Consider the following 23,971-nt stretch of genomic DNA (forward strand, 5'->3'; position numbering starts at 1 on the left):
GCCGATGCGCATGCCGGGCAGGTGGTGGCGGCACAAGAGCACGCCGGAGAAGGTCGAGACGTACACACGGTGGTCGTTCCACTTCTTCGCGGTGATGGAGTTCTTCTCCGTCGGGCTCACGTCAGTGGCCCCGCTCGGGGCGCGCCTCGGCGGTGCCGTCATGCTGGTGGTCGCCGTGCACGCCGCCCTCTGCTTCGTGACCGTGTCACGGGCGGTCGACTGGACGCGCGGGCGCAGGCCGCAGCCCACCGGACTGATGTGGACGCTGGGCGCCGTCACCGCCGCGATCGCCGCCGCCGCGCTCGCCCTCGCCGAGCACGGACCCCGCCGCGAGGAGGTCGACACCGCCGCCGGTGGGGTCTTCGGGGTGATCCTGATCTTCGGTCCGGGCATCATCGCGCTCGGCGTCCGCTCACGCCGGCGCGCGTTCGGCGTCTCGGGCGGTTTCGCGGCAGGCACCCTGGTGGTGGCCCTGGTCCTCGGCGCCCCCGCCCTCACCGCGCTCTTCACGGCGCTGATCGTGCTGATCGGCGGCATGTTCATCGCTTTCACGGCCGTCTTCTCGGTGTGGCTGCTGAACGCCGTCTACGAACTCGACGAGGCCCGCGAGACCCGGGCCCGGCTCGCCGTCGCCGAGGAGCGGCTGAGGTTCGGGCGGGATCTGCACGACGTCATGGGGCGCAACCTCGCCGTGATCGCCTTGAAGAGCGAGCTGGCCGTCCAGCTGGCCCAGCGGGGACGCCCCGAGGCCGTGTCGCAGATGGTCGAGGTGCAGCGGCTCGCGCAGGAGTCGCAGCGGGAGGTGCGGGAGGTCGTGCGCGGCTACCGGGAGGCCGACCTCGGCTCGGAACTCGCCGGGGCGCAAGGGGTGCTGGCGGCGGCCGGCATCGACTGCACGGTCGGCGGGGCGACGGCGGCCGGATTGCCGACTGCGGTGCAGTCCGCCCTGGGGTGGGTGGTGCGGGAGGCCGCGACGAACGTCCTGCGGCACGGGGACGCGCAGCGGTGCGAGGTGCGATTGCAGGTGCTGGAGGGGCGGGTGGTGTTGTCCGTGGAGAACGACGGGGTGAGCGAGGCGGGGACGGAGTCCAAGGCCGGCCCGGCCGGTTCGGGGCTCGCCGGGCTGCGGGAGCGGCTGGCGGTGATCGACGGGACGCTGGAGGCCGGGCCCGCGGGGCAAGGGCGGTTCCGGCTGACGGCGGAGATCCCGCTGCCGTCCCGGCCCGGCCCCTCCGGCGTCGTTCCGGCCGCCGTCGCCGCGCGTGCGGTGAGCGAGGTCACGCCATGACGGCCGTGGAGCCCGTGCGGCTGCTGCTCGCCGACGACGAGCACCTCATCCGAGGGGCGCTGGCCGCCCTGCTGTCGCTGGAGGACGACCTCGTCGTCGTCGCCGAGGCCGCCACCGGCCCCGAGGCGCTGGCCATGGCCCGGGCCCACAAGCCCGACGTCGCCGTGCTGGATCTCCAGATGCCCGGGGCCGACGGTGTGAAGGTCGCCACATCCCTGCGGGCCGAACTCGCTGGCTGCAAGGTGCTCATCGTCACCAGCCACGGGCGGCCCGGCCATCTGAAGCGGGCCCTGGCGGCGGGGGTGCGGGGGTTCGTGCCGAAGACCGTGAGCGCGCAACGGCTGGCGGAGCTCATCCGGACCGTGCACGCCGGGAACCGTTACGTCGACCCGGAGTTGGCCGCCGACGCGATCGCCGCCGGGGACTCGCCGCTGACCGCGCGGGAGGCCGAGGTGCTGGAACTCGCCGCGGACGGTGCGCCCGTCGCGGAGATCGCCGAGCGGGCCGCGCTGTCGCAGGGCACCGTGCGGAACTATCTGTCGTCGGCCGTGTCGAAGCTCGGTGCGGAGAACCGGCATGCCGCGGTACGGCTCGCGCGGGAGCGAGGTTGGGTATAGTGGTTCTCGCGCCACGGCGCATGCGAACGTAGCTCAGTTGGTAGAGCGCAACCTTGCCAAGGTTGAGGTCGCGAGTTCGAACCTCGTCGTTCGCTCCATCGAAGAAGCCCCCCGGTTCCGCCGGGGGGCTTCTTCGTGTCCTACGACCAGCTCGTGCCGGTCAGGCGCTCGTACGCCTCGACGTACTTGGCGCGGGTGGCGTCGACGACCTGCTGGGGCAGGGCGGGCGGGGGCTGCTCGCTCTTGCGGTCCCAGCCGGACTCCGGCGAGGTCAGCCAATCGCGGACGAACTGCTTGTCGTACGACGGCTGCGCCCGGCCCGGCTGCCACTGGTCGGCCGGCCAGAAACGGGAGGAGTCCGCGGTGAGGACCTCGTCCGCGAGGACCAGGTCGTCGCCGTCGAAGCCGAACTCGAACTTGGTGTCGGCGAGGATGATGCCCCGTTCCCGGGCGATGTCCCGGCCGCGGGAGTAGACCGCGAGGGTCGCCTGGCGCAGCCGGGCCGCCGTCTCCGCGCCGACCTGGCGGGCGACCTCCTCGTAGGAGACGTTCTCGTCGTGCTCGCCGACGGCGGCCTTGGTGGCCGGGGTGAAGATCGGGGCGGGCAGTTCGCTGCCGTCGGTCAGGCCCTCCGGCAGGGCGAGCCCGCAGACCGTGCGCGTCTCGTTGTACTCGGCGAGGCCCGAGCCGGTGAGGTAGCCGCGGGCCACGCACTCCACGGGGACCATCTGCAGCGACTTGCAGATCAGCGTGCGGCCCGCCCAGTCGGCGGGGGCGCCCTCGGGCAGATCCGTGCTCAGGACGTGGTTCGGGGCCAGGTCGGCGAGCCGCTCGAACCACCACAGGGAGAGCTGCGTGAGGATCCGGCCCTTGTCGGGGATCTCGGTCGGCAGCACCCAGTCGTAGGCGGACATGCGGTCGCTGGCGACCATCACGAGGTCGCCCGCCTCGTTCCGGTACAGCTCGCGCACCTTGCCGGTGTGCAGATGCACCAGGCCCGGAACCTGGATCGGCTCGGGCTTTTCGACGAATCCGGACACGGTTCCTCCCCGTGGTTCTGTCCAAGTGGCTCGATTCTCCCGTATACGAGCCCGATCCCGGACATGGGGTCAGTCGCGTTTGCAGATGCGGTCCAGCAGATTCGCCGTGGCGCGCTGGATACGCGTGTCGACGTGGCCGGGGCGGTCCAGGGCGGGGGACCAGGCGAACGTCCCTGCTGCGAAGACCCAGGCGCCGGAGGGAGCGCGGTACAGGGACGTCTCCTGGTGGCGCGCGACGCCCTCCTTGTCGGTGTACGGGGAGTGGGCGAGCAGGATCCGCTCCTCGTGCTCGGGCAGCGAGGTGCGCGGGAAGTAGCGGTCGGCTTCGCCCGCCACCAGGTTCTCGATCTCGTCGCCCTCGTGCGCCCCCGTGGCCTCCCACAGCCAGTGTCCGGCGTTGCGCACGATCAGCGGGTGCGGCTCGGGGACGGGCCCGGCGTACTGGATGCCCAGGAGCTGCTGTTCCGCCCGGTCGATCTCCCGCCACAGCACCGGCTTGCCCGGGCCCCGGCGCTTGCGGCAGGTCAGCAGCCGGTCGGGAACGCCGGAGGGGGACGGGCCGAGCTCCACCTGCCAGTACATGGAGTTGGCGGAGAGGAAGACCAGCGAGGTGCCGGCGTCGCGGCCGAGTTCCACCGTGGTGCGCATGGCGGCCGACCAGTACTCGTCGTGGCCCGGGAAGACCAGGCCGCGGTAGCGGGCGGGGTCGACGTGGCCCGCGTGCAGGTCACTGGCCGTGGCGTAGGCGACGTCGTAGCCGTAGCGCTCGGCCCAGCGGATGAAGTCGTAGGCGTGGCCGACGTGGAGCGGGAGGCCCGCGCCCGCGTAGGGGCGGTCGAACGACACCGTCGTGGCCGCCTCGGACTCGCCCAGGAGCCGGCCCTCGGCGTCCCACGCGTGGTAGAGGCTGGCGCCCGTGCGGCCGTCCTCCGGGTAGAGGTTGTACGCCTGCCAGGTGACGTCGGGCAGCACGAGCAGCAGGTCGGCGGGCTGGTCGTGGCGGACCGTGAACGGGACGTGGGAGCGGTAGCCGTCGGCGGTGGTGAGGACGGCGACGTACGCGCCGACGTTCCAGTACGAGGGGACCTGCAGGCGCCAGGACAGCCACCAGTGGTGGCAGGAGACCGTACGGTCGGCGGCGAGCGGCGCGGGCTGGACGATGCCGGACAGCCGCGGGCTGGTGGTGATCTTCGCGGCACCGTCACCGCCGTAATGGCCGATGCGGTAGATGTCGACGGCGAACTGCTGCGGCGGGTCCACCGTGATGTGGAAGTCGATGGCCTCACCGGGCGCCACCGCGCCGGTGGAGGTGAAGCCCTTGATCTGACGGTGCACGTCGTCGGCCGCGCGGGGGCCGCCCGACCGGCTGCCCCACTTCGACGGGTGGGGGGTGTCCTGGTCCACGTACCAGGGGACGACCTGGCCCGAGTCGTCGAAGTACGTCACGTTGCCGCGCAGCCACGGAACGGGGCCCTGTCCGAAGGGGTCCGTCACGGCGTGCGCCAGCGCCCCCGACTCCCAGCGGCGGATCTGCTCCGAGCCCATGGTCGTCTCCCCTCCCCATCGCCCCCGTGGTGGTGCCTGCCGGTGTGGTGATGCCTGCTGGTGTGGTGCGTGCGACGCGTTCACGCCTATGTGTTTGTCGTATGTCGCACGCGCTTGCCATGCACGCGAACGGTCCAAGCACATCACATAAAGCACGCGTTTCGTCACTGTTCGTTTTGAATTGGCCAGAACCGGAAGTGGGTGCTCCGGTGGGTCAGCCGAGGCGGACGGGCTTCTCCGGGCGTATGCCGAGCTGGGACAGCCAGATCCGCAGAGACGTGGCGTCGCCGTCCTCGATGAGCGACAGGACCATGGGGGCCAGATCGGCCGTGCGCTCGCCGTCGACGAGGAGGGTCGGGCCGTCCAGCCAGTCCAGGCCGGGCGTGGCACCGGCGGTGTCCATCGCGGCGCAGCAGACCATCGCGGTGAGGTGGTCCGCGAGCAGTTCCCTGGCGGTGCGCGGGGGCTGGAGGGGGAAGAGGGGGAGCGCCCGGTCGTCCCAGAGGGCCGCGGGATCCGGGGCGGGGGCCGCGGCGGTGGCGGGGGGCTGTGAGGCCGGTGAGGGGTTCGCCGGGGTGGGGGCGGCCTCCTCCCGGGCCAGTTCGGCGCTGAGCCGGGCCGCGAGCGTGGCGCTGGGGGCCGTCGTACCGGAGAGGTCCTCGTCGTCGAGGGCGTCCGGGGGGTCCGTGTCCGGTCCGGCAGCGGGCGGGGGCGCTGACGGGTGCGTCGGGGGGTGCGTCGCAGGGGCAGCGGCCGGGTGGTCCGCTGAGGCAGCGGCCGGGTGGTCCGCGGCGGCAGCGGCCGGGTGGTCCGCTGAGGGGCTGCCGGCTCCGGTGCGGGTCTTGGCCTCGGTCCGGTCCGCGGAGGTCGTGGCCGTGAGGTGGTCGAGGACGCGGGAGAGGGTCGGGGCGTCGGTGGCGGCGGTCGTGGGGCCCGGGGCGGGGCGGACGCCCATCGCGTCCAGGACGCGATGGAGGCGGGCCGCGTCCAGGCGCCACTTGCGGTCCACGACCTCTTCCGGATACTCGCTCCAGTCCACCGGCGACCAGTCGGGCCCGGGCCCGGCGGGGCCGCCGTGGAAGAGGCGGGCGGCGAGCAGGGACGCGGCTTCGTCGACCGCGCCGGGCTCCTCCAGCAGGTCGCAGGCCGGCCGCTCGCCCAGCCGGGACGCGAAACCCTCGGCCAGGCGGTCCCGCCGGGACAGCTCCGTGAGCGCCGCGACCACACCTGCGTCCAGCCGGGAGGGCCAGCGGCCCATCCGCCAGGCGGGCAGCGCCACCCGGGTCAGCAGCCGGTCCCAGCCCGCGTAGGCCAGACCCACCTGCTCCTGGGCGACGATCCGCAGCCCGTAATCCACAGCCTGTGCACGCTCCGCGGCCGCGGCCGCCACGCCCCGCTCCATCTCGGCGGCGTGGATCCGGCAGCTGCGCAGCAGAAGCCGGGCGACCCGGCCGACCCCGGCGAGCACCCAGCGCGACACCGGATCGCGGCGGGGCGCGGATGCCACGGCCACGGCGGCGTCCAGGCCCTGGATGAAGCGCCGGGCGGCGGCTATGTCCGGGTGGGCCGAGGGGCCCGTGCCGGCGATCACCGGGGCGAGGACCGCACGCAGCTCGCCGACCCGCATCCACCACAGGAACGGGGAGCCGATGACGAGGACCGGCGCGACGGGCTGCCCGCGCTGTGCCTGCTTGCCCGCCCCCGCCATGTCGTGGTGCTTCTCGGCCGGGGGCCGCGCGTGGGAGCGGTGGGTGCGGTCCTCCAGCCAGCTGTCGCAGTCCGGGGTGAGCGCTATCGCGGACGGCGCGGGGACGTCGAGGCGGTCGGCCAGGTCCCGCACCATCCGGTAGAGGTCGGGGGCCGCCTCCTCGGCGACCGGGACGGTCGGGCTCATGGCGGGCCGGGCGCGGGCGACGACCAGGGCGATCCCGGCGGCGGCGAGCAGCACGAGGGCGGCGAGCGGCGTCAGAACCGCCCGGGCGGTGTCCCACCCCGGCCCCTGGAGGCGGTCACCGGCGGCGCCGGCGAGCAGGATCACGGCGACGGCGGCCGGCAGCAGGGCGACGGCCAGGGCCCGACTGCGGATGCGCAGCACGGCCAGTGCTCGTGCCCGCGCGATCTGCGCGCCCGCTTCCACACCCGTTCCGGTCACGACCGACCTCACCCCCTCCCCGTTGACCCGACGCTTCCCTTGCTCACTCCCCCACTGTGGCACCCGTCTCCGACATCGCAATGCCGGTGGGCCAAGTGCCGGAACGCTTGCGCCGCACCTTAGTTGGGGCTCCACCCCCCGTCAGCCGGATACGGCATCGGTCACTCGATGGAATGGCTCTGGGGAGAGGTGGATGACGGAAAACGAGCGTCGGGCTCCCGTCTCTCGTATACGAACCTCCGCGCCTACGCATGGTTCAGGCCCCGGATCCTGAGACGGATCCGGGGCCTGGGGGGTTCATCGGCGGCGGGGTGGTTTCCCGCTCCGGCCGCACGAGAAGGGGCCTTTACGCCCCCGCCGCCTTCGCCGCGATGTCCGTGCGGTGCTGGGAGCCGTCGAGGCGGATGCGGCCGACGGCCGTGTAGGCGCGGTCGCGGGCCTCGCTGAGATCCTTGCCGGTGGCGGTCACGGACAGGACGCGGCCGCCCGCGCTGACGACGGCGTCCCCCTCCTGGCGGGTGCCGGCGTGCAGCACGTACGCGTGCGGGGCGTCCTGCGCGGCGACCTCGTCCAGGCCAGTGATCGGGTCGCCGGTGCGCGGGGTGCCGGGGTAGTTGTGCGAGGCGACGACCACCGTCACGGCCGCGTCCTCGCTCCAGCGCAGCGGCTCCAGGTGGGCGAGGTTGCCGGTGGCCGCGGCCATCAGCAGACCGGCCAGCGGCGTCTTCAGCCGGGCCAGGACGACCTGCGTCTCGGGGTCTCCGAACCGGGCGTTGAACTCGATCACGCGGACGCCCCGGGAGGTGATCGCGAGACCGGCGTAGAGCAGGCCGGAGAACGGCGTGCCGCGCCGGTGCATCTCGTCCACGGTCGGCTGCAGCACGGTCTGCAGCACCTCGTCGACCAGCTTCGGGTCGGCCCAGGGCAGCGGGGAGTACGCGCCCATGCCGCCGGTGTTGGGTCCCTCGTCGCCGTCCAGCGCGCGCTTGAAGTCCTGGGCGGGCTGGAGCGGTACGACCGTCTCGCCGTCGGTGACGGCGAACAGGGACACCTCGGGGCCGTCGAGGTACTCCTCGATGACCACGCGCTCGCAGGCCGCCGCATGGGCCCGGGCCGCTTCGAGGTCGTCGGTGACGACGACGCCCTTGCCCGCGGCGAGCCCGTCGTCCTTCACGACGTACGGCGCGCCGAAGGCGTCGAGGGCCGTGTCGACCTCGTCCGGCGTGGTGCAGACGTACGACCGGGCCGTGGGCACCTCGGCCGCCGCCATGACGTCCTTCGCGAAGGCCTTTGAGCCCTCGAGCTGTGCGGCCCGGCCGGACGGGCCGAAGACCGGGATGCCCGCGTCGCGCACGGCGTCGGCGACACCGGCGACCAGCGGGGCCTCCGGGCCGACGACCACGAGCTCCGCGCCGAGGCGGGTGGCCAGCTCGGTGACGGCGGCGCCGTCCAGGGCGTCGACCTGATGCAGCTCGGCGACCTCGGCGATGCCGGCGTTGCCGGGGGCGCAGTGCAGCGCCGTGACGTCGGGGTCGTGGGACAGGGAGTGGCACAGGGCGTGTTCGCGGGCGCCGCTGCCGATGACGAGGACCTTCACGGGGGTCAGCCTAACGGGAACCGCCCGGTTCTCCTTGTGCGGGCTGCCGAAGGGAGGACCGATCTTGAGCTGGAGATTCCTCCAAGGGGCCCGGCTTCCTGCTCACTTCTTGAAGGGGGCCCGGCTTTCCGCTCCCGTCCTAAAGGCGGGCCCGGCCCCCCATTCCGCCCTGAAGGGGGCCCGGCCTTCCGCTGCCGCCCTATTCGTTCGTGAACTCCTCGACCACCGTCGCCCCCAGCTCCCGGACGATCAGCTCCTGGCCGGAGAGGGCCGACTCGTCGAGGTCGGGGTCGTCGTCCTCCGGGATGTCCTCCTCGACGGAGACGTGGCGCCGCTGCGGGGCGGACGGCTGGGGAACGGAGGCGGCGGTCGGCGGGGCCGCCGGAGTGGAGGTCGCGGCGGAGCCGGAGCCGTGCTGGGCGGGAGGGGCCGGGGACGCCGACGCGGCGGGGGCGGGGCGCTGGGCCGTCGCCGTACCGCCGCTCGCGTTGTAGCCGCCGCCGGAGTTGTAGCCTCCACCGCCGGCGCCGGGACCCCCACCGGGGTTGTAGCCACCGCCGGCGCTCGGGCCGCCGCCGGTGTGGTGGACGCCACCGCCGCCGAGGCCGGAGGGGCCGCCCGGCGCGGGGGACGCGGAGCCGCCCGACGGGTCGACGATCGCCTCGATCTTCCACTGGACGTTGAACTGCTCGCCCAGCGCCTGCCGCAGCACGTCCTCGCTGCCGCTGCTCAGGAAGTTGTCCCGGGCGCCCGCGTTGACGAAGCCGAGCTGCAGGGTCGTGCCGTCGAAGCCCGCCACCTGGGCGTTCTGGCTGAGCAGGATCCAGGTGAAGCGCCGGCGGTTCTTGACCGCGTCCAGGATGTTCGGCCAGAGCATCCGGGGGTCGAGACCGCCGCCGCCCATGGGAGCGGGGGCGGGAGCCGGGGCCGGGGCCGGCGTGGTCCGGGCCGGAGTGTGGGGCGGGGAAGCCGGTGGGTTGTCGGGGCCGGGGGCGGGGGCCGGGGGGGTGTTCGGGGCCGGGGCACCCGAGGCCGCGGTGGGCCAGCCTCCGGGGCGACGGGCGCCGCTTCCCGCGGAGGCGGCGGTGGGCCAGGCACCGGGGGCGGCCGGGGACGGCTGGGCGGGTCCGGTGGGGGCGGGAGCGGATGCGGCCGGGGCTTCAGCGGGGGGCATGGCGGTGCCCGGCCCCTCGGAAGCGGAGGGCCCGCCTTGGGCGCCGGCTGCCGGGACGGGAGACGCGGGAGGCGCGGGAGGGCCTTGTGGCGACGGCGGAGCGCCCTGGCCCGCCGGCGCGGGGGCGGGGCCGGTCGCGGCCGCCGCATGGCCGCCTCCGCCCGCACCACTGCCGCCGTTGCCCGGTGCTCCGGAGGCGCGGACCGCCGCGCGGGCAGCGGCCGGGCCGCCACCCGGCGCCACCGGTACGCCACCACCCGCCTGGGCCTGGGCGGCGGGGCCACCTGCCTGGGCCTGGGCGGGGCCGCCCGCCTGGCCTGGTGCGGCCGCCGCGCCCGCGTGGCCCTCCGGCCCGGGTACGTATCCCATGGCGGGCATACCGGCGGGCCCCGCGGAGAAGTTCACACCGCGCTCGATCCTGTCGAGGCGGGCCATCACGGAGCGCTCGTCTCCGTAGGCGGCGGGCAGCAGGACGCGGGCGCAGATCAGTTCGAGCTGGAGGCGGGGCGAGTTCGCGCCGCGCATCTCGGTCAGGCCCTCGTTGACGAGGTCGGCAGCGCGGCTCAGCTCGGCAGGGCCGAAGGTGCCTGCCTGGGCCTGCATGCGGTCGATCACATCGGCGGGGGCGTCGATGAGCCCCTTCTCCGCCGCGTCCGGCACGGCGGAGAGGATCACCAGGTCGCGCAGCCGCTCCAGGAGGTCGGCGACGAAACGGCGGGGGTCGTTGCCGCCCTCGATCACACGGTCCACGACCTCGAAGGCCGCGGCACCGTCGCCGGTGGCGAAGGCCTCGACGACGGAATCGAGGAGGGAGCCGTCGGTGTACCCGAGCAGGGCGGTGGCCATGGCGTACGTCACACCGTCGGCCGCAGCGCCCGCGAGGAGCTGGTCCATGACGGACATGGAGTCACGCACGGACCCGCCGCCCGCCCGCACGACGAGCGGGAGCACACCGTCGTCGACGGGGATGGTCTCCTTCTCGCAGACCTGCCCGAGGTACTCCCGGAGGGTGCCGGGGGGCACGAGCCGGAAGGGGTAGTGGTGAGTCCGGGACCGGATCGTCCCGATGACCTTCTCGGGCTCGGTGGTCGCGAAGATGAACTTGAGGTGCTCCGGCGGCTCCTCGACGACCTTCAGCAGCGCGTTGAAGCCGGCCGACGTGACCATGTGGGCCTCGTCGATGATGTAGATCTTGTACCGGCTGCGGGCCGGACCGAAGAAGGCCTTCTCCCGCAGGTCACGGGCGTCGTCCACGCCACCGTGGGAAGCGGCGTCGATCTCGATGACGTCGATGGAACCGGGGCCGTTGCGGGCGAGGTCCTGACAGGACTGGCACTCGCCGCACGGCGTGGGCGTGGGCCCCTGCTCGCAGTTCAGACAGCGGGCCAGGATCCGCGCGCTGGTCGTCTTGCCACAGCCGCGCGGCCCGCTGAACAGGTACGCGTGGTTGACCCGGTTGTTCCGCAGCGCCTGCTGCAGCGGGTCGGTGACATGCTCCTGCCCGATGACCTCGGCGAAGGTCTCGGGGCGGTAGCGGCGGTACAGAGCGAGAGACGACACGCATACGAGGTTATAGGCGCCCAGTGACATCGGGGCCGGCCCCGACCCGGCCCGGCAGATCCGCCCTGGACATCCGTCGGGCAGACGCCCTCGGCATCCCCGCGGGACATCCGTCCGGATCCCCGCGGGACATCCGTCCGGCGGGCCGCCCGCAACCGCCCTGGACATCCGTCCGCGAGATCGTCCGGGAACGCAGACGCCCCCCACGCACCCGCCAGAGCCAACCTACCCTTGCTGCCTTCCGGCCCTGGGGGAGTTCAGTCAGATAGCGCCGCGTGAGGGGCTGCGCCAAGGCTACCTGATGTCTGGGCCGGGGAACGAGTTCGCGAGCACTCCTCTCGGTCATGTAATGTTCCCAGCGGAGGATTCGCCTAGAGGCCTAGGGCGCACGCTTGGAAAGCGTGTTGGGGGCAACCCCTCACGAGTTCGAATCTCGTATCCTCCGCCAGTGCCTCACCGGGCACGATGTCGAAGGGCCCCACCGTTCGCGGTGGGGCCCTTCGACGTTGTCCGTCTCAGTTTCCGTCTCAGTTGGTTTCCGGGAGCTCCCACAGCGCGTCGCCGACTTGCTGCGCGACCTTGCGGAGCATGGTCCCCGTCACATGCATGTACCGAGCGCGCATCCGGGCCGCTCCCCCGGGCTCCCAACCCATGATCGAGTCGATCACGACGCCCGGGGACGCCGAGGATCAGCAAGACGGTGGCTGCGGTGTGGCGAGCGTCATGGAGACGGCCGACCCGCACGCCCGCGTCCCGCAGGAGCCGCTTCCAGATGTGGCAGTCGGTGTTGGGGCTCAGCGGCCCGCCGGTCGGCGAGGCGAAGACGTACCCCTTGCCCTCCCAGTCGACCCCGGCCTCGATCCGTTCCCGTTCCTGCGTCTCCTGGTGCTGGCGGAGAATTCTTGATCAGCGGGTCGGGCAGGTCGATGGTGCGCCGCCCGGCGCGTGACTTGGTGGACTTGTGCTCGCGGCGGGTCTGCTGCTTCTGAGGGCAGTAGCCAGCCTTCCGCCCGCACGGATCGTCCCCACAGCCGTGGGCGTACTTGGGGCGTAGACGGTTCTTCCGGATGCGGACGTATCCCGCGTCCAGGTCGACGACTTCCCAGTGGAGCCCGAGCGCCTCCCCTTGCCGGAGGCCGAGCGCTAGGGCGACGACCCAACGCGCGCTGTTGCGGAGCTTGGCGGTCTCCACCAGGACGCTCTGAACCTCTTAGATCGTGAACGGCTCGATGTCCTCTTCTTCGAGTCTCGGGGCCTTGGCGATCTCAGCCGCGTTGGTGGCGACATGCCCACGTCGCTTGGCCTCACCCAGGGCGACCCGGATCGTCCGGTGAGCGTGGTGAGCGGTGCCGGCGAAACTCCCGGCTTCCTGCATCCGCTGGTAGAAGCGCTCCAGATGTTCCGGCTCCAGGCGGTCGAGCTTGTGGGCGCCGAGGCCGGGGACCAGGTGCACGCGCACGTCAACCTCGTAGCCGTCGTACGTGTTCTCGGAGACGTACGGCTTGGCGATGTTCTCGACCCAGTGCTCAAGCCAGGCCTGGACCGTCCAGCTCTGCCCCGGCTTCCTGAGCTTCTTCTCGTCTCGCGCCCGCTCCATCTCGCGGACCCGCAATGATCAACTGGCTCGTGCCCATCACAGCCGAGGGCGTCCAGGCTCGGTCCGGCTATCCAGCAAGAGCGAGGTTGTGCAGACGGGCGATGCCAAGCATGGCGTAATGCACGCCGTCGCCTTTCAGACGGCAGTCGCGAAGGATCTTCCAGCTCTTCATGCGGGCAAAGGTGTGCTCCACGTGGGCCCGGACCTTGCGGTGTGAGCGATTGTGTTCCTCTTTCCAAGCCGGAAGTTCGGCCTGGCCGCGGTCGCGGCGGTGCGGCATCACCAGGCCGGTGCCGCAGTAGCCGCCGTCGGCGATCACCGTGGTGTTGCCGACAGCTGACCAACCGGGTATCGGCGTCGATCACGACCTGGTGATTGGTGGAGTACCGGTAGTTCTTCGACTGCTCAGCCACCATGTGGTCACGTGTGGGCACCAAGGTGCCGTCCACGATGAGCACGGTGCCCTTGTGGAACCGTTGGCGCGGCTGCAACGTGAGCAGCGGCCCGAGACGGTGAGGGATGCGACCGGCTGCGGACGTCGAGTTTCCGAACAGCGGAGCGAGCTGGCGCAGCGTCAAGTTGGTGCGCCAGTACGCCGCGACAAGCCAAATGCGGTCCTCCAGGGGCAGGCTCCACGGCCGGCCTCGGCGGGCCACGTCCGCTCCCTCGCGGCGCATGGCGGTCACGAGCTTGCCGAAGCAGCGCGGGCTCAGCCCGGTGAACGGCCCTATCCAGGACGGCTGCGACGCCGTGATCACACCAGCCATGCCAGGGCAGAACTCCTCACCGACCTTCCGGACCGTCGGCCAGGCGGCGCCGCCACCAGCGGTCAGAACGCCACTGACGATGAGCCGCGAACTGATCCGGCAGTGTGCGCTCGACATACCTGACGTCCAGGGCATGCACTCGGTCTTTGAGCTCGGCCTGTGGCCTGGGTGGCAACTGCCGCAAGACTTCCTCAAGCACATCGCGGGCGTGTCGGACGTCCTCGAAGGAACAGCCACGGCATGAACACCCCGTCTCCTGCGGATACAGGGGTCGTCGGCCCGGTGGTTGCAGGAACGCTCTATATCGCCGCAGCGCGCGGTCGGTAGCGCCGGGGTAGAGGTAGTAGTCGTCCGAGAGTCTCTCTACCTGATCTATCGCCACGCTGGTTCGGGACGAGAGGCCGTGGATCCGGTCTGGGGGCAAGCTCCAAGGGACACGAGGAGACTGTTCAGCGCGTAGCGCGCCGGGCCGTCTACGCGGCATCGGCCTTTCGGTACAAGGTCATGAGCATCATCATGCCAGCATCTGCTGTCCGATGACGGCCAGGCAGCCGCGCCCGATATCGGGGCCTATCGTCCCAGCACTCAACCCTGGGCCTGCCCAGGGCGGAGTAGCGGGACAGCCCTTAGGAAACTATCCGGCCATATTGAAATGCAGCCGCAAACGGGGCGTAACGCCCGCACGTCACTCCGAGGCTGCCCAGCCAAGTCTGTTGGTGGCGCGCTGGGGGTCCCGTTCTCAGCGTCAGCGTTCTTCCGTAGAGGGCGCTTCCTCTGCGCCTCGCGCGTCAAGGACAGTGATGTCCATGATTTCCTGGACTCGCCGCATGAGAGACTGCGACAGTTCCGACCGGGCACGCACCACCTGAGCAGCACCCTCGCGGATCCAGTCTTCCCCCCAAGCGACTTCGGTGTCCTCATCCAAGGGGTAGGTCATTTTGTAGAGCAACCGCCCCGTCATCTCATCGAGCGCGTCCAAGATCAACGGAGGGCCGCCTGGTGTCCCTGGGGGGCCAGTGGCCTCTGTGAGGGGGATGTGCAGCCCATCATTGAGGGCGTCGTAAATCGCGGTGGTTGTGACTTCTCGCGCTCGTTCAACGCGCTCCCGAAACCCCTCGACATCTACCTCGTTCCCGCGGTCCAGGCGCCTCGCTGCCTCTTCGATAAGGTGACACCACGCGCTGACTGTTTTGCGAACTAGCGCCACCCTCGCCACCTGCGCTCGCTGCCGCTCGGCTTGCCGTGCCTCAGCCGCTTCCGCCCGGGCCTGTCCTCGTTCGCGCTCTGCATCGCGCCGTGCTTGCTTCTGAACTTGTAGCGGACCCCAATACGTGGCAGCAGCAGCGATAACCGCACCGCCAATGCCCCCCAGCAATCCGTACACGGCTTCCTGCATAGCCTCCCCCAGACAACAGACCAGGTGATGAGCAACCCGGCACTGCCAGGCCATCAGTATCCGCCTGACCGCTGAGGGTTGCGTGCCACTTTCCTGAGTTCGTTAGGCGGCCCAGCGGCCCGGAGACTTGCCCGCCGAGCAGGATCGCTCTTGCGTCCCACCCGCAACGTTGGCCGGCGGATCGCGAGGCACGTACAGCAGCGAAGTACCGCAACCGCAGAAACCATCCACGCCCGATAGCGCCCCTTCAGGGCCGTGAAGCGACCGGAATGACCGTCGCTGACCGATCCGGCTAGAGCTACGGATCAGAAGGGCACAGCAAGTGGACCGTCCGACCTCCCGCCGGGCAGCCCATTGCTCTCAGACGCTCCCGCTTCTCCGTGTGAGGGAGGACGTTGCTCTCTCGGCTGTTACCGGCCCGGCTTCCAGTCCGCATCGAGGATGGCAGCATGCACAGCGGCGACGATCATCGTGATGGCGAGGACGCCACCCACCCAGTTCTTCGGGTTACCGAGAACCGATCCCAGGACAGCCGGAAACCAACACAGTTGGAAAGCGTGTTGGGGCAACCCCTCACGAGTTCGAATCTCCTATCCTCCGCCAGCCCAGAGGGCCGGACCGCGAAAGCGGTCCGGCCCTCTGGCGTTTTTCTGGGGTGGCTTCCCTGACCGGGCTGTGAGGGGGCTCACCCGCCGTATGCCTGCTTCCAGCGGGTCCTGTGGTGGGAGTCGCCCTGGCCCCGGCCGTTCAGGGCTGTGAGGGAGAGGAGGGGAGTGCCGTTGTTCCACAGGCCCAGGTGGTCGCGGTGGACGGCGAGGATGCCGTGCTGCACGGCGAACCTCTCGGAGGGGCGGCTGAAGCGGGTGGTCGTGACGAACACGGCCACGTCGGCACCGAAGTGCACCTTCGCGCCCAGCAGGTCGCGCAGTTCACGGCTGGCGATCGTGCTGCTCGGCGTATAGCGCTTGCACTGGATCACCACGCTCCGGCCGTCCGGGAGACGGCCGACGACGTCGGCGCCGTTGTCGTTCGCTCCGCCCACCCGCCGGACCTGCGTCCACCCGTCCCTCCGGCACAGGCGTGCGACCAGTTCCTCGAACTCCGTACCGGTCATCGCGTCCACCTCGGCGAGCGTCCGGTGCCCGGCCTTCACCGCTTCCTCGTGCCGCCAGAGGCGGTCCCGGCCGCGCACGAGCCGGTCCGTCCGCCACAGCCACCAGCCCACCGCTCCTACGCCGCCCACCACCAGCGCACCGGTGACGTACGGCCACACGGTCGACCAGGACAGCACCAGCAGGATCAGCAGCGAACCAGCGCCTGCCGCCAGTGCCTTCAGTCGTGCCGCCCGCCTTCTGCGGGCAGCCGTTCCCCGTCCGCGTGCACGCCCAGCCATGACCGACGCTCCTCCCCCACCGTCCGTGTACGGCAGTCTCAGCAGCCGGGGGCGGTGGGAGTAGGGCGCGAGTCGGCCATGGCCGGATCGGGCCGCGTTCCGGCCCTGTGTCAGCGACCTGCGAGCAGTTCGAGCGTGTCGATCACACGGTTCGAGAAGCCCCACTCGTTGTCGTACCAGGCGACCACCTTGACGTGGCGGCCGTCGACGCGGGTGAGGGCCGAGTCGAAGATCGAGGAGGCCGGGTTGCCGACGATGTCGGACGACACGAGCGGGTCCTCCGAGTACTCGAGGACGCCGGCGAGCGGCCCCTGCGCCGCCTTGCGGTACGCCTCCAGCACGTCCTCACGCGTCACGTCTCGGGCGACGGTGGTGTTGAGTTCGACGATCGAGCCCACCGGGACCGGCACGCGGATCGAGTCGCCCGACAGCTTGCCGTCGAGGTTCGGCAGCACCAGGCCGATCGCCTTGGCCGCTCCGGTCGTGGTCGGGACGATGTTGACGCCGGCGGCGCGGGCACGGCGGGCGTCGCGGTGCGGGCCGTCCTGCAGGTTCTGCTCCTGCGTGTAGGCGTGCACCGTCGTCATGAAGCCGTGCTCGATGCCCGCGAGCTCGTCGAGGACCGCGGCCAGAGGCGCGAGGGCGTTGGTGGTGCAGGAGGCGTTCGACACGATCGTGTGGACGTCCGGGTCGTAGGCCTCGGTGTTGACCCCGAACGCCAACGTCACATCGGCACCGTCCGACGGCGCGCTGACGAGCACCTTCTTCGCGCCGGCGTCGAGGTGGGCGCGGGCCGCCTTCGCCGAGGTGAAGCGGCCGGTGGCCTCCAGGACGATGTCGACGCCGAGTTCGGCCCAGGGCAGCCGCGCCGGTTCGCGCTCGGCCAGCACCTTGATCCGCCGGCCGTCGACGACGAGGGCGTCCCCGTCGGCGGTCACCGGGCGGCCGAGCCGGCCGGCCGTCGAGTCGTAGGCGAGCAGCCGGGCCAGGGTGGCGGGCTCCGTCAGGTCGTTGACGGCGACGACGTCGAAGTCGCTGTCGCGTTCGAGCAGGGCGCGCAGCACATTGCGTCCGATGCGGCCGAATCCGTTGATCGCGATGCGCGTCATCAGTGGTGTCCCTTTCGGTCTCTGCGGTTCGCCACCAGCGTCGCGCCCGGCGTCCGCACGTGACAGCGGCGGGATCGCCAGGGTTCAAAAGGATCGCGCCAGCAGGATCGCGCCAGCCCCGCGCGCCGGGACCACCGGTCCGCACGCGGTGCGCGGCCCCGCCGGTGGATCACTCGCCGCGGGCGAAGGTGTGGCGGTATTCGCTCGGGGTCGTGCCGAGGATGCGCTGGAAGTGCAGCCGCAGATTCGCGCCGGTGCCGAGGCCGACGTCGGCGGCGATCTGCTCCACGCTGAGTTCCGAACGTTCGAGCAGCTCACGGGCCACGTCGATGCGGGCGCGCATGACCCACTGCATCGGTGTGTACCCCGTGTCCTCGACGAAGCGCCGCGACAGCGTGCGCGCCGAGACCCCGGCGTGCCGTGCGAGCCCGTCGAGGCTGAGGGGCTCACCGAGCCGGTGCAGTGCCCACTCCCGGGTGGCGGCGAACCGCTCGCCGAGGGGTTCGGGCACGCTGCGCGGCACGTACTGCGCCTGGCCACCGCTGCGATAGGGGGCGGCGACCAGGCGCCGGGCCGCGTGGTTCGACGCGGCGACGCCGAGGTCGCCGCGCAGGATGTGCAGGCACAGGTCGATGCCGGAGGCGGCGCCCGCCGAGGTCAGCACGCTGCCCTCGTCGACGAACAGGACGTTCTCGTCGACCCGGACGAGCGGGTGTTTCGCCGCGAGCGCCCGGGTGTAGTGCCAGTGGGTCGTGGCACGTCTGCCGTCGAGCAGGCCCGTGGCGGCGAGGGCGAAGGCGCCCGTCGAGATGGCGGCGAGCCGCGCACCCCGGGTGTGGGCCGCGATCAGCGCGTCGACGACGGCCCGCGGCGGGTCGTCGCGGTCCGGGAACCGGTAGCCGGGCAGGAAGACGATGTCGGCCCAGGTGAGCGCGTCCAGGCCGTGGGCGACGGCGTACGACAGTCCGTCGCCGCCGGTGACCAGGCCGGGTGCCGCCCCGCACACGCGCACCTCGTACGGCATGCTCGCGCGGGTCGTGAACACCTGCGCGGGGATGCCGACGTCGAGCGGTTTCGCACCGGGGAGGACGAGGACGGCCACGCGATGCAGGCGGGAGGACGGCACCGGGACAGCGTACGAGGAGCAGCGGCGATGGGCCGCGCCGGAGCCGAGCCGGGCCCTCCCGGCCGTCCTGCCCCGCCCTCCCGTGCGGGGCATCCGCTCAGGCGGTAGCTGAGGCGATCACGCAGGCCGTCGCTCAGGTCGTCGCTCACGCATTCACGCAGGCCGTCACGCAAGCGGTGACGCAGGCCGTCGCTCAGGTGGATTTCGCCGCAGCCCGCTTCGTAGCCCTGCTCCTGCCGCTGCCCCTGCCGCTGCCCGTGCCCGAGGCGGTCGGCTCTTTCGGCGCCTCCTTGCGACGGGGCTTCTCCGCCGGTGTGTCGGTGCTTGGCCGCTTCGCCCGCGACCGTGCCGTCGCCCACTTCAGTTCGATCTCGAGTTCGATCTCCCCGTCGCCGATCTCCACCTCCATCTCGCTGTGCAGGTCGTCGGGGATCCGCAGGCCCAGCGTTCCGGGGCCGAATTCCAGCTCCGTGTCCCCGCCTTCCCGCAGCGCGTCCGCGAGCGCCGTGAGCTGGTCGGCTGCCTCTTGGCGCGACAGCGAGCGCTTCTGCTCGAACTTGAGGTCCTTCATGGGGCCCTCCGATATGGCAGAAAACAGTGGATACATCCATAGTGGCGTGCCGCGTGGGCTCGCGCGTCAGCCGCCCGCCTCCGGGCCCCAGTGCTCGGGTCCCACTCCGCGCCAGTCGATCCACGGCACCTGCGCCACGTCCGACGGCTCGATCTCCAGGCCCGCGCGGCGGAGGAACTCCGCGACATCGGTCACGTTGTGGGCGAGTCCGAGGATCTCGCCGTCCACGCGGACGCGGCGGCCGCCCGAGGGCGAGGGTGGGTGCACGACCACCCGTATCGGTCCGGACATGCCTTCAGGATCATCCGGGACGTACGGTCCCGCAGTCCGGGGCGTCACCGGTGGAGCCGCTCGGACGCGTCCCCCGCCGCCCGCCCCAGCTCCCGCAGCTCCCACCACGCCGCCGGGCTCGGCCTTCGCTGCTCCCAGTAGGGATGGAAGTACGCCCGTACCGACAGCCGGTGCAGACGCCTGCGCAGCTCGGTGCGGCCGGGCCGGTCGGCGAGCTGCCGGTAGGTGGCACTCCACTCCCGCTGCGCCCGGACGAGGTCGTCGGGAAACGTTCGCATGCTCGAATTCAAGCATGTGTTCGATTTTTTCGGCCAGTGGAGCCCCCGCACCGCCCCGGCCCGGGCACCCGGTTCTGACACCGGTCATGGACAGCCGCAGCGCGGAAGCGGCCAGGAGGCGCATACTGAGGCGGATGACAAAGCCTGCTGCTCCCAAGCGTCATTTGCCCACCAGCCCCTTCAAGGCTCCGGTGGCCCCCGCTCCCAAGCACTTCGCCGTGGGTGACCAGGTCACCCACGACATGTACGGGCTCGGCCGGGTCATCGGCATGGAGGAAGGGATCGCCGCGCTCGTGGACTTCGGTTCGGCGCACATGCGGATCCCCAGCCCGTACGCCAAGATGACCAAGCTGTAGGACCTCCGTGCCCGGTCGGGGCACGCCTGGCCCGGACCGGGCCAGTACCGGAAAAGAGACGTCTCATCGAACCGACTTCGCTGTTCTCCGCCGTGGAAGGGCAACCCCGCCGTTCCGGCGCGGCCTCGCCGACCCCGGCGACCAACCCCTTCCAGGCCCCGGACTTCGGGGAGGACGAGAGCTTCACGCCGGAGGACGTGACGGAACAGCCCTCCACGTCCAGGCGGCCGGCGCGCCGCAGGGCGGCCTAGCCCCACGGGCCGGCCCCGGATCCGGCCCACCGCCTCCGGGGTGCCCGTCAGTCCCGGGAGGACTCCTCGCCCGCCCGGTCGGACGTCGGCCAGACGTACGGCAGGTCGTCGCGGACCCCCGGGAAGAGAGCCGCGTAGGTCGTGGGGTCCTTGCGGACCAGGGCCGAGCGATGGCTCTCGTGGAAGGGGCCGTCGCCGAGCCAGGGCGGCAGCTCGCCGTCGGCGGCCAGCCGGTGCTGATCCCGGATCGGGGCGTGCGGGCGGGTCGCCGCCAGGTCGGCCACGAGCGTCGCCGCGCAGGTGTCCTGGTGACCCTGTTCGCGCCAGACGCGGCAGACCTCCAGGCCGTAGCGCACCAGGGCCTCCTCGTAGCCGAGCCACATGCGCACGGCCGGGTGGTGGCGCCACCCGTAGCCGGGGACGACCAGGCCGCGCAGGACCTGCAGCGCCTCGACCCGCTGCTTGCCGAGCCGGCGACGGTCCAGGGCCTGGGCCGTGGTGCGGAAGTCGGGGTAGGGCAGGAAGGTCTGCATGCCGTCCTCGGTGTTCCTTACCGTGCGTCCGGGTCCGTGCCGCCCCTGCCGAGGGCCAGGGCCAGGCCGATCATGGCGATGCCCAGGGCGAAGTGGAGCCAGTCGTCCGCGGAGTTCAGCGGCACGAAGTTGGCGTCGCTGTCGTGCCCTACGGACAGGCCGTACACCCACAGGACCAGGTAGACGGCGCCGCCCACCAGCAGGTACGAGTACGCCCCGGCGGCCGTGCCGGCGAGCATCAGGCCCGCGAGACCGAAGACCAGGTGCACGAGGTTGTGCAGGATCGACACCTGGAACAGGCCGAACAGTTCGGCGTCCGACTCGTGGGAGGCGAAGTCCAGCGAGCCGTAGTCCGTGGTGATACCGGGGACGAAGCCCAGCACGCCGAACACGAGGAAGACCAGGCCGGCCAGCAGAGCGGCCTGCTGGACGGGGGCGCGGGCGGCCCGGTGGGAGGCGGGTGGGGTCATCGGCGGCGGCTCCTCACGCGGGGGACAGGTTCTGTTCCGCCCAGATGGTCTTGCCGGTGCCGCTCTGGCGGGTGCCCCAGCGCTCGGTCAGCTGGGCGACCAGCAGCAGGCCGCGGCCGCCCTCGTCGTAGGTGCGGGCGCGCCGCAGGTGAGGGGCGGTGCTGCCGCCGTCGGACACCTCGCAGATCAGGGTCGAGTCGTGGATCAGGCGCAGCTGGACCGGTGGCTCGGCGTGCCGGATGGCGTTGGTGACGAGCTCGCTGACGACCAGTTCCGTGACGAACACGGCGTCGGACAGCCCCCAACGTTCCAGTTGCGCCACCACGTCCTTGCGGGTCTGCGCGACCGCGGACGGGTCCGAGGGCACCGCCCAGGTGGCGACCTGCCGCTCGTCGAGCGCGCGGGTGCGGGCGATGAGCAGGGCCACGTCGTCGGCCGGCCGCGGCGGCAGCAGGTCGGCGAGGACCGTATCGCACAGGGCGTCCAGCGAGGGTGCGGGACGGGCCAGGGCCTCCCGCAGCCGGTCGACGCCGGTGCCGGGGTCCCGGTCGGGGGCCTCGATCAGCCCGTTGGTGTAGAGGGCGAGCAGGCTGCCCTCGGGGACGTCGACCTCGGTCGCCTCGTACGGCAGGCCGGCCACGCCGAGCGGCGGCGCGCTCGGGAGTCCGACGAGTTCGACGGCGCCCTCGGGGCTCACCACGGCGGGCACGGGATGCCCGGCCCCGGCGAAGCAGCAGCGCCGCGTCACCGGGTCGTACACGGCGTACAGGCAGGTGGCCCCCAGATCACCGGCGTGCGGAGCGCGGCCCCTCCCGGCCGTCTCGGCGGAGCCCGCCCCGGCCATCTCGGCGGAACCCGCCCCGGCCATCTCGGCGGAACCCATTCCTGCCGTCTCGGCGGAGCCCGCCCCGGCCATCTCGGCGGAACCCGTCCCAGCCGTCCCGGTGGAACCCGCCCCGGCCATCCCGGCGGAACCTGCCCCGGCCGTCCCGGCGGAACCGGCCCCCGCCGTCTCGGCGGATCCCGTGCCGGCGGTTTCCGTGGCACCCGGTGGCCGCCGCTCGGCGGCGCTCTCCTCCTCCGTGTTCAGGCGGGCGACCAGGTCGTCGAGGTGGGTCAGCAACTCGTCGCAGGGCAGGTCGATGTCGGCCAGCGTGCGGACCGCCGTGCGCAGCCGCCCCATGGTCGCCGACGCGACCAGCCCGTGGCCGACCACGTCCCCCACGACCAGCGCGACCCGCGCCCCCGAGAGCGGGATGACGTCGAACCAGTCCCCGCCCACCCCGGCGTGCCCGCCCGCCGGAAGGTAGCGGGAGGCGACCTCGACGGCGGCCTGCCGGGGCAGCCGCCGCGGCAGCAGGCTGCGCTGGAGCGTGACCGCGGTGGCCCGTTCGCGGCTGTAGCGGCGGGCGTTGTCGATGCTGACCGCGGCCCGGGCCACCAGTTCCCCGGCCAGGACCAGGTCGTCGTGCCGGAAGGGTTCCTGGGTGCGGTGCCGGACGAAGAAGGCGACGCCGAGGGTGGTGCCCCGGGCGGTCAGGGGCACGGCCATCACGGAGTGGATGCCGAAGGCGCGGACCCGGGCCGCACGCGCCGGGTCGCGGGCGAGCCACGCGGTGAACGCGGGGTCGGTCACCTCGTGCAGCTCGGGCCGTCCCGTGCGCAGGCTCTCGAAGGGCATCGAGCCCGGCGGGTAGGCGTCCACCGCGCCGGCCGCGACGGCCGACTCCGGGGCGCCCGGGGTCACCGACCGCAGGGCGGCCCGGCGCAGCAGCAGCGGCCCGTCCGCCGGAACCGGCCGTGCGGGCGGCTCGGGCGCGTCGTCCAGGGCGGCCAGCAGGTCGACACTGGCGAAGTCGGCGAGGACCGGGACGGTGACGTCCGTCAGTTCCTGGGCCGTGCGCGTCACGTCGAGCGTGGTGCCGATGCGCCGGCCCGCCTCGGCGATCAACTGGAGGCGCTTGCGGGCCCAGAACTGCTCCGTCATGTCGTGCGCCGACAGGCAGACGCCCCGGATGGTGCCCTCGTGGTCGCGCAGCGCGGACACGAAGACCGACCAGGCGTGCTCGTGGTCCTCGCCGGGGGCGCGCAGGTAGTTCTCCTCGTACTGAGGCTCACCGGTCCGCAGGACCCGGAGCATGCCGAGTTCCGCCCGCCGGCCGGCGTCCTCGTCGACGATCTCGGACACGCGCAGGCCCCGCATCTCCTCCTCGGTGAGCGCCGTTGCGCGCTCCATGTCGGCATTGGCCCTGCGCAGCCGCAGCCGGGTGTCGTAGATCGCCTGGGCGCAGCACGGGGACTGGGCGAAGCTCCAGCTCACGAGGGATTCGTCGAGCCCGGCCGGTGGCTGCCGGCCGGGCAGTGCGGAGAGGACGAGCCAGGCGGGACCGTCGCCGCCGGGTGGCCGGTGGTGGGCGAGGATCCTGACCGTCAGCTTCCGGCCGTCCCGGTGCCGCAGCGCGACGTCGCCGTTCCAGCGGGGCAGTGCGGCCAGCGTGGGCAGACCGCCCCGCACCGGGATCGGCTCGGCCAGCAGGTCCGCGGCACGGCGACCGGTCAACTGCCCTGCCGTATAGCCCAGGAGCCGCTCGGCGCCCGCGTTCCAGCCGGTCACGAGGCCGTGTTCGTCGAGGGTGACACGGGCCGTGAGGGATGCGCCGACGAGGGCTTCGAGCCCTTCCGGTTCTTCTCCGAACGACCGGGTGGCCCAGTCGGCGGTGACGGGCTGCTCCATGATCGGTCATCTCACTCTCGGGGGAATCAGCCGTAACCCCGGATATGCACAGATATCAACCTGGTTACCCCGATTGCTCCGGGTCTCACCGTGCCGCCCCGTCGAGAAGCCGAGCCTGCCGCGGCC

General features: G+C 72.1%; 19 protein-coding genes, 2 tRNA genes, 1 other RNA gene and 2 pseudogenes. 7 read left to right on the top strand and 17 right to left on the bottom strand.

Features of this window, described 5'->3' with window-relative positions; all coding sequences use genetic code 11:
• Window positions 1-4 precede the first annotated feature (4 nt).
• The 3 genes from ACIQU3_RS09565 to ACIQU3_RS09575 all read left to right on the top strand — a co-directional run bounded on the left by ACIQU3_RS09565 (window position 5) and on the right by ACIQU3_RS09575 (window position 2,003).
• Entirely contained in the window at window positions 5-1,288 is a 1,284-nt protein-coding gene (locus ACIQU3_RS09565; RefSeq protein ID WP_403924221.1) for a sensor histidine kinase, read from the top strand.
• Window positions 1,285-1,905, top strand: coding sequence for a response regulator (locus ACIQU3_RS09570; protein ID WP_403742865.1), 621 nt, complete (start codon window positions 1,285-1,287; stop codon window positions 1,903-1,905). Before ACIQU3_RS09565 ends, ACIQU3_RS09570 begins: the two co-directional genes overlap by 4 nt.
• Before the next feature lie 22 nt (window positions 1,906-1,927).
• Window positions 1,928-2,003 (top strand) — tRNA-Gly (locus tag ACIQU3_RS09575).
• 42 nt (window positions 2,004-2,045) lie between these two features.
• Here the strand turns inward: ACIQU3_RS09575 and ACIQU3_RS09580 are convergent.
• The 6 genes from ACIQU3_RS09580 to ffs form a co-directional block, all read right to left on the bottom strand.
• Window positions 2,046-2,945, bottom strand: coding sequence for a phosphoribosylaminoimidazolesuccinocarboxamide synthase (locus ACIQU3_RS09580; RefSeq protein ID WP_403742862.1), 900 nt, complete (start codon window positions 2,943-2,945; stop codon window positions 2,046-2,048).
• A gap of 69 nt (window positions 2,946-3,014) precedes the next feature.
• On the bottom strand, window positions 3,015-4,490 hold the full coding sequence (locus tag ACIQU3_RS09585) for a N,N-dimethylformamidase beta subunit family domain-containing protein (protein WP_403742857.1): 1,476 nt from the start codon (window positions 4,488-4,490) through the stop codon (window positions 3,015-3,017).
• 214 nt (window positions 4,491-4,704) lie between these two features.
• The gene (locus ACIQU3_RS09590; protein ID WP_403742854.1) at window positions 4,705-6,642 is read right to left on the bottom strand and encodes a hypothetical protein; all 1,938 of its coding nucleotides are present in this window, start codon (window positions 6,640-6,642) and stop codon (window positions 4,705-4,707) included.
• 346 nt (window positions 6,643-6,988) lie between these two features.
• Window positions 6,989-8,239 carry a phosphoribosylamine--glycine ligase gene (purD, locus tag ACIQU3_RS09595; protein WP_403742851.1) on the bottom strand — a complete coding sequence of 417 codons (1,251 nt, stop codon included), beginning with the start codon at window positions 8,237-8,239 and terminating at the stop codon, window positions 6,989-6,991.
• A gap of 199 nt (window positions 8,240-8,438) precedes the next feature.
• Entirely contained in the window at window positions 8,439-10,973 is a 2,535-nt protein-coding gene (locus tag ACIQU3_RS09600) for a DNA polymerase III subunit gamma and tau (RefSeq protein ID WP_403924224.1), read from the bottom strand.
• A gap of 191 nt (window positions 10,974-11,164) precedes the next feature.
• Window positions 11,165-11,261, bottom strand: an RNA gene (gene ffs, locus ACIQU3_RS09605) — signal recognition particle sRNA small type.
• A 72-nt stretch (window positions 11,262-11,333) separates the two neighbouring features.
• Between ffs and ACIQU3_RS09610 the strand changes: the two genes are divergently transcribed.
• Window positions 11,334-11,421, top strand: a tRNA-Ser gene (locus tag ACIQU3_RS09610).
• A 79-nt stretch (window positions 11,422-11,500) separates the two neighbouring features.
• Here ACIQU3_RS09610 and ACIQU3_RS09615 read toward each other — a convergent pair.
• Both ACIQU3_RS09615 and ACIQU3_RS09620 read right to left on the bottom strand, forming a co-directional pair.
• A pseudogene (locus tag ACIQU3_RS09615) lies at window positions 11,501-12,579 on the bottom strand (tyrosine-type recombinase/integrase); the annotation flags it as partial.
• 58 nt (window positions 12,580-12,637) lie between these two features.
• A pseudogene (locus ACIQU3_RS09620) lies at window positions 12,638-13,337 on the bottom strand (transposase).
• Between ACIQU3_RS09620 and ACIQU3_RS09625 the strand changes: the two are divergent.
• Window positions 13,246-13,581, top strand: a complete 336-nt coding sequence (locus ACIQU3_RS09625) for a hypothetical protein (RefSeq protein WP_403742846.1) — start codon at window positions 13,246-13,248, stop codon at window positions 13,579-13,581. The pseudogene ACIQU3_RS09620 and the gene ACIQU3_RS09625 sit on opposite strands and share 92 nt — an antisense overlap.
• Before the next feature lie 1,837 nt (window positions 13,582-15,418).
• Here the strand turns inward: ACIQU3_RS09625 and ACIQU3_RS09630 are convergent.
• The 6 genes from ACIQU3_RS09630 to ACIQU3_RS09655 all read right to left on the bottom strand — a co-directional run bounded on the left by ACIQU3_RS09630 (window position 15,419) and on the right by ACIQU3_RS09655 (window position 19,501).
• Entirely contained in the window at window positions 15,419-16,126 is a 708-nt protein-coding gene (locus ACIQU3_RS09630; RefSeq protein ID WP_403742844.1) for a restriction endonuclease, read from the bottom strand.
• Window positions 16,127-16,236: 110 nt separating this feature from the next.
• Window positions 16,237-17,235, bottom strand: coding sequence for a type I glyceraldehyde-3-phosphate dehydrogenase (gene gap, locus ACIQU3_RS09635; RefSeq protein WP_403924227.1), 999 nt, complete (start codon window positions 17,233-17,235; stop codon window positions 16,237-16,239).
• A 169-nt stretch (window positions 17,236-17,404) separates the two neighbouring features.
• Window positions 17,405-18,361 carry a GlxA family transcriptional regulator gene (locus ACIQU3_RS09640; RefSeq protein WP_403742838.1) on the bottom strand — a complete coding sequence of 319 codons (957 nt, stop codon included), beginning with the start codon at window positions 18,359-18,361 and terminating at the stop codon, window positions 17,405-17,407.
• A 193-nt stretch (window positions 18,362-18,554) separates the two neighbouring features.
• The gene (locus ACIQU3_RS09645; protein WP_403742835.1) at window positions 18,555-18,932 is read right to left on the bottom strand and encodes an amphi-Trp domain-containing protein; all 378 of its coding nucleotides are present in this window, start codon (window positions 18,930-18,932) and stop codon (window positions 18,555-18,557) included.
• Between the two features lie 66 nt (window positions 18,933-18,998).
• Window positions 18,999-19,223 (bottom strand): hypothetical protein, encoded by a 225-nt coding sequence (locus ACIQU3_RS09650; RefSeq protein WP_403742832.1) that lies wholly within the window; start codon window positions 19,221-19,223, stop codon window positions 18,999-19,001.
• A gap of 44 nt (window positions 19,224-19,267) precedes the next feature.
• Window positions 19,268-19,501: a hypothetical protein gene (locus tag ACIQU3_RS09655; protein WP_403742829.1), complete on the bottom strand. Its 234-nt coding sequence runs from the start codon at window positions 19,499-19,501 to the stop codon at window positions 19,268-19,270.
• Between the two features lie 134 nt (window positions 19,502-19,635).
• Between ACIQU3_RS09655 and ACIQU3_RS09660 the strand changes: the two genes are divergently transcribed.
• Window positions 19,636-19,857 (top strand): CarD family transcriptional regulator, encoded by a 222-nt coding sequence (locus ACIQU3_RS09660; RefSeq protein WP_234848543.1) that lies wholly within the window; start codon window positions 19,636-19,638, stop codon window positions 19,855-19,857.
• A gap of 92 nt (window positions 19,858-19,949) precedes the next feature.
• Window positions 19,950-20,108, top strand: a complete 159-nt coding sequence (locus tag ACIQU3_RS09665) for a hypothetical protein (RefSeq protein ID WP_403924230.1) — start codon at window positions 19,950-19,952, stop codon at window positions 20,106-20,108.
• Between the two features lie 47 nt (window positions 20,109-20,155).
• Here the strand turns inward: ACIQU3_RS09665 and ACIQU3_RS09670 are convergent, their stop codons facing one another.
• From ACIQU3_RS09670 to ACIQU3_RS09680, 3 genes are read right to left on the bottom strand one after another with little or no spacing between them, the layout of a single operon-like run.
• Entirely contained in the window at window positions 20,156-20,641 is a 486-nt protein-coding gene (locus ACIQU3_RS09670; protein WP_403924233.1) for an MSMEG_6728 family protein, read from the bottom strand.
• 17 nt (window positions 20,642-20,658) lie between these two features.
• Window positions 20,659-21,111, bottom strand: coding sequence for a DUF4383 domain-containing protein (locus ACIQU3_RS09675; RefSeq protein WP_403924236.1), 453 nt, complete (start codon window positions 21,109-21,111; stop codon window positions 20,659-20,661).
• A gap of 13 nt (window positions 21,112-21,124) precedes the next feature.
• Window positions 21,125-23,845 carry a SpoIIE family protein phosphatase gene (locus ACIQU3_RS09680; protein WP_403924239.1) on the bottom strand — a complete coding sequence of 907 codons (2,721 nt, stop codon included), beginning with the start codon at window positions 23,843-23,845 and terminating at the stop codon, window positions 21,125-21,127.
• Window positions 23,846-23,971 lie beyond the last annotated feature (126 nt).

Source organism: Streptomyces sp. NPDC101110 (genome assembly GCF_044759525.1).
Classification (GTDB): domain Bacteria; phylum Actinomycetota; class Actinomycetes; order Streptomycetales; family Streptomycetaceae; genus Streptomyces.

Bases quoted from the DNA above. Each gene is read 5' to 3' on its own strand.
- ACIQU3_RS09565 (WP_403924221.1), top strand. From the start codon at position 5: ATGCGCATGCCGGGCAGGTGGTGGCGGCACAAGAGCACGCCGGAGAAG.
- ACIQU3_RS09570 (WP_403742865.1), top strand. From the start codon at position 1,285: ATGACGGCCGTGGAGCCCGTGCGGCTGCTGCTCGCCGACGACGAGCAC.
- ACIQU3_RS09585 (WP_403742857.1), bottom strand. From the start codon at position 4,490: ATGGGCTCGGAGCAGATCCGCCGCTGGGAGTCGGGGGCGCTGGCGCAC.
- ACIQU3_RS09625 (WP_403742846.1), top strand. From the start codon at position 13,246: ATGGCGGTCACGAGCTTGCCGAAGCAGCGCGGGCTCAGCCCGGTGAAC.
- ACIQU3_RS09630 (WP_403742844.1), bottom strand. From the start codon at position 16,126: ATGGCTGGGCGTGCACGCGGACGGGGAACGGCTGCCCGCAGAAGGCGG.
- gap (WP_403924227.1), bottom strand. From the start codon at position 17,235: ATGACGCGCATCGCGATCAACGGATTCGGCCGCATCGGACGCAATGTG.
- ACIQU3_RS09645 (WP_403742835.1), bottom strand. From the start codon at position 18,932: ATGAAGGACCTCAAGTTCGAGCAGAAGCGCTCGCTGTCGCGCCAAGAG.
- ACIQU3_RS09650 (WP_403742832.1), bottom strand. From the start codon at position 19,223: ATGTCCGGACCGATACGGGTGGTCGTGCACCCACCCTCGCCCTCGGGC.
- ACIQU3_RS09655 (WP_403742829.1), bottom strand. From the start codon at position 19,501: ATGCGAACGTTTCCCGACGACCTCGTCCGGGCGCAGCGGGAGTGGAGT.
- ACIQU3_RS09660 (WP_234848543.1), top strand. From the start codon at position 19,636: ATGACAAAGCCTGCTGCTCCCAAGCGTCATTTGCCCACCAGCCCCTTC.
- ACIQU3_RS09670 (WP_403924233.1), bottom strand. From the start codon at position 20,641: ATGCAGACCTTCCTGCCCTACCCCGACTTCCGCACCACGGCCCAGGCC.
- ACIQU3_RS09675 (WP_403924236.1), bottom strand. From the start codon at position 21,111: ATGACCCCACCCGCCTCCCACCGGGCCGCCCGCGCCCCCGTCCAGCAG.
- ACIQU3_RS09680 (WP_403924239.1), bottom strand. From the start codon at position 23,845: ATGGAGCAGCCCGTCACCGCCGACTGGGCCACCCGGTCGTTCGGAGAA.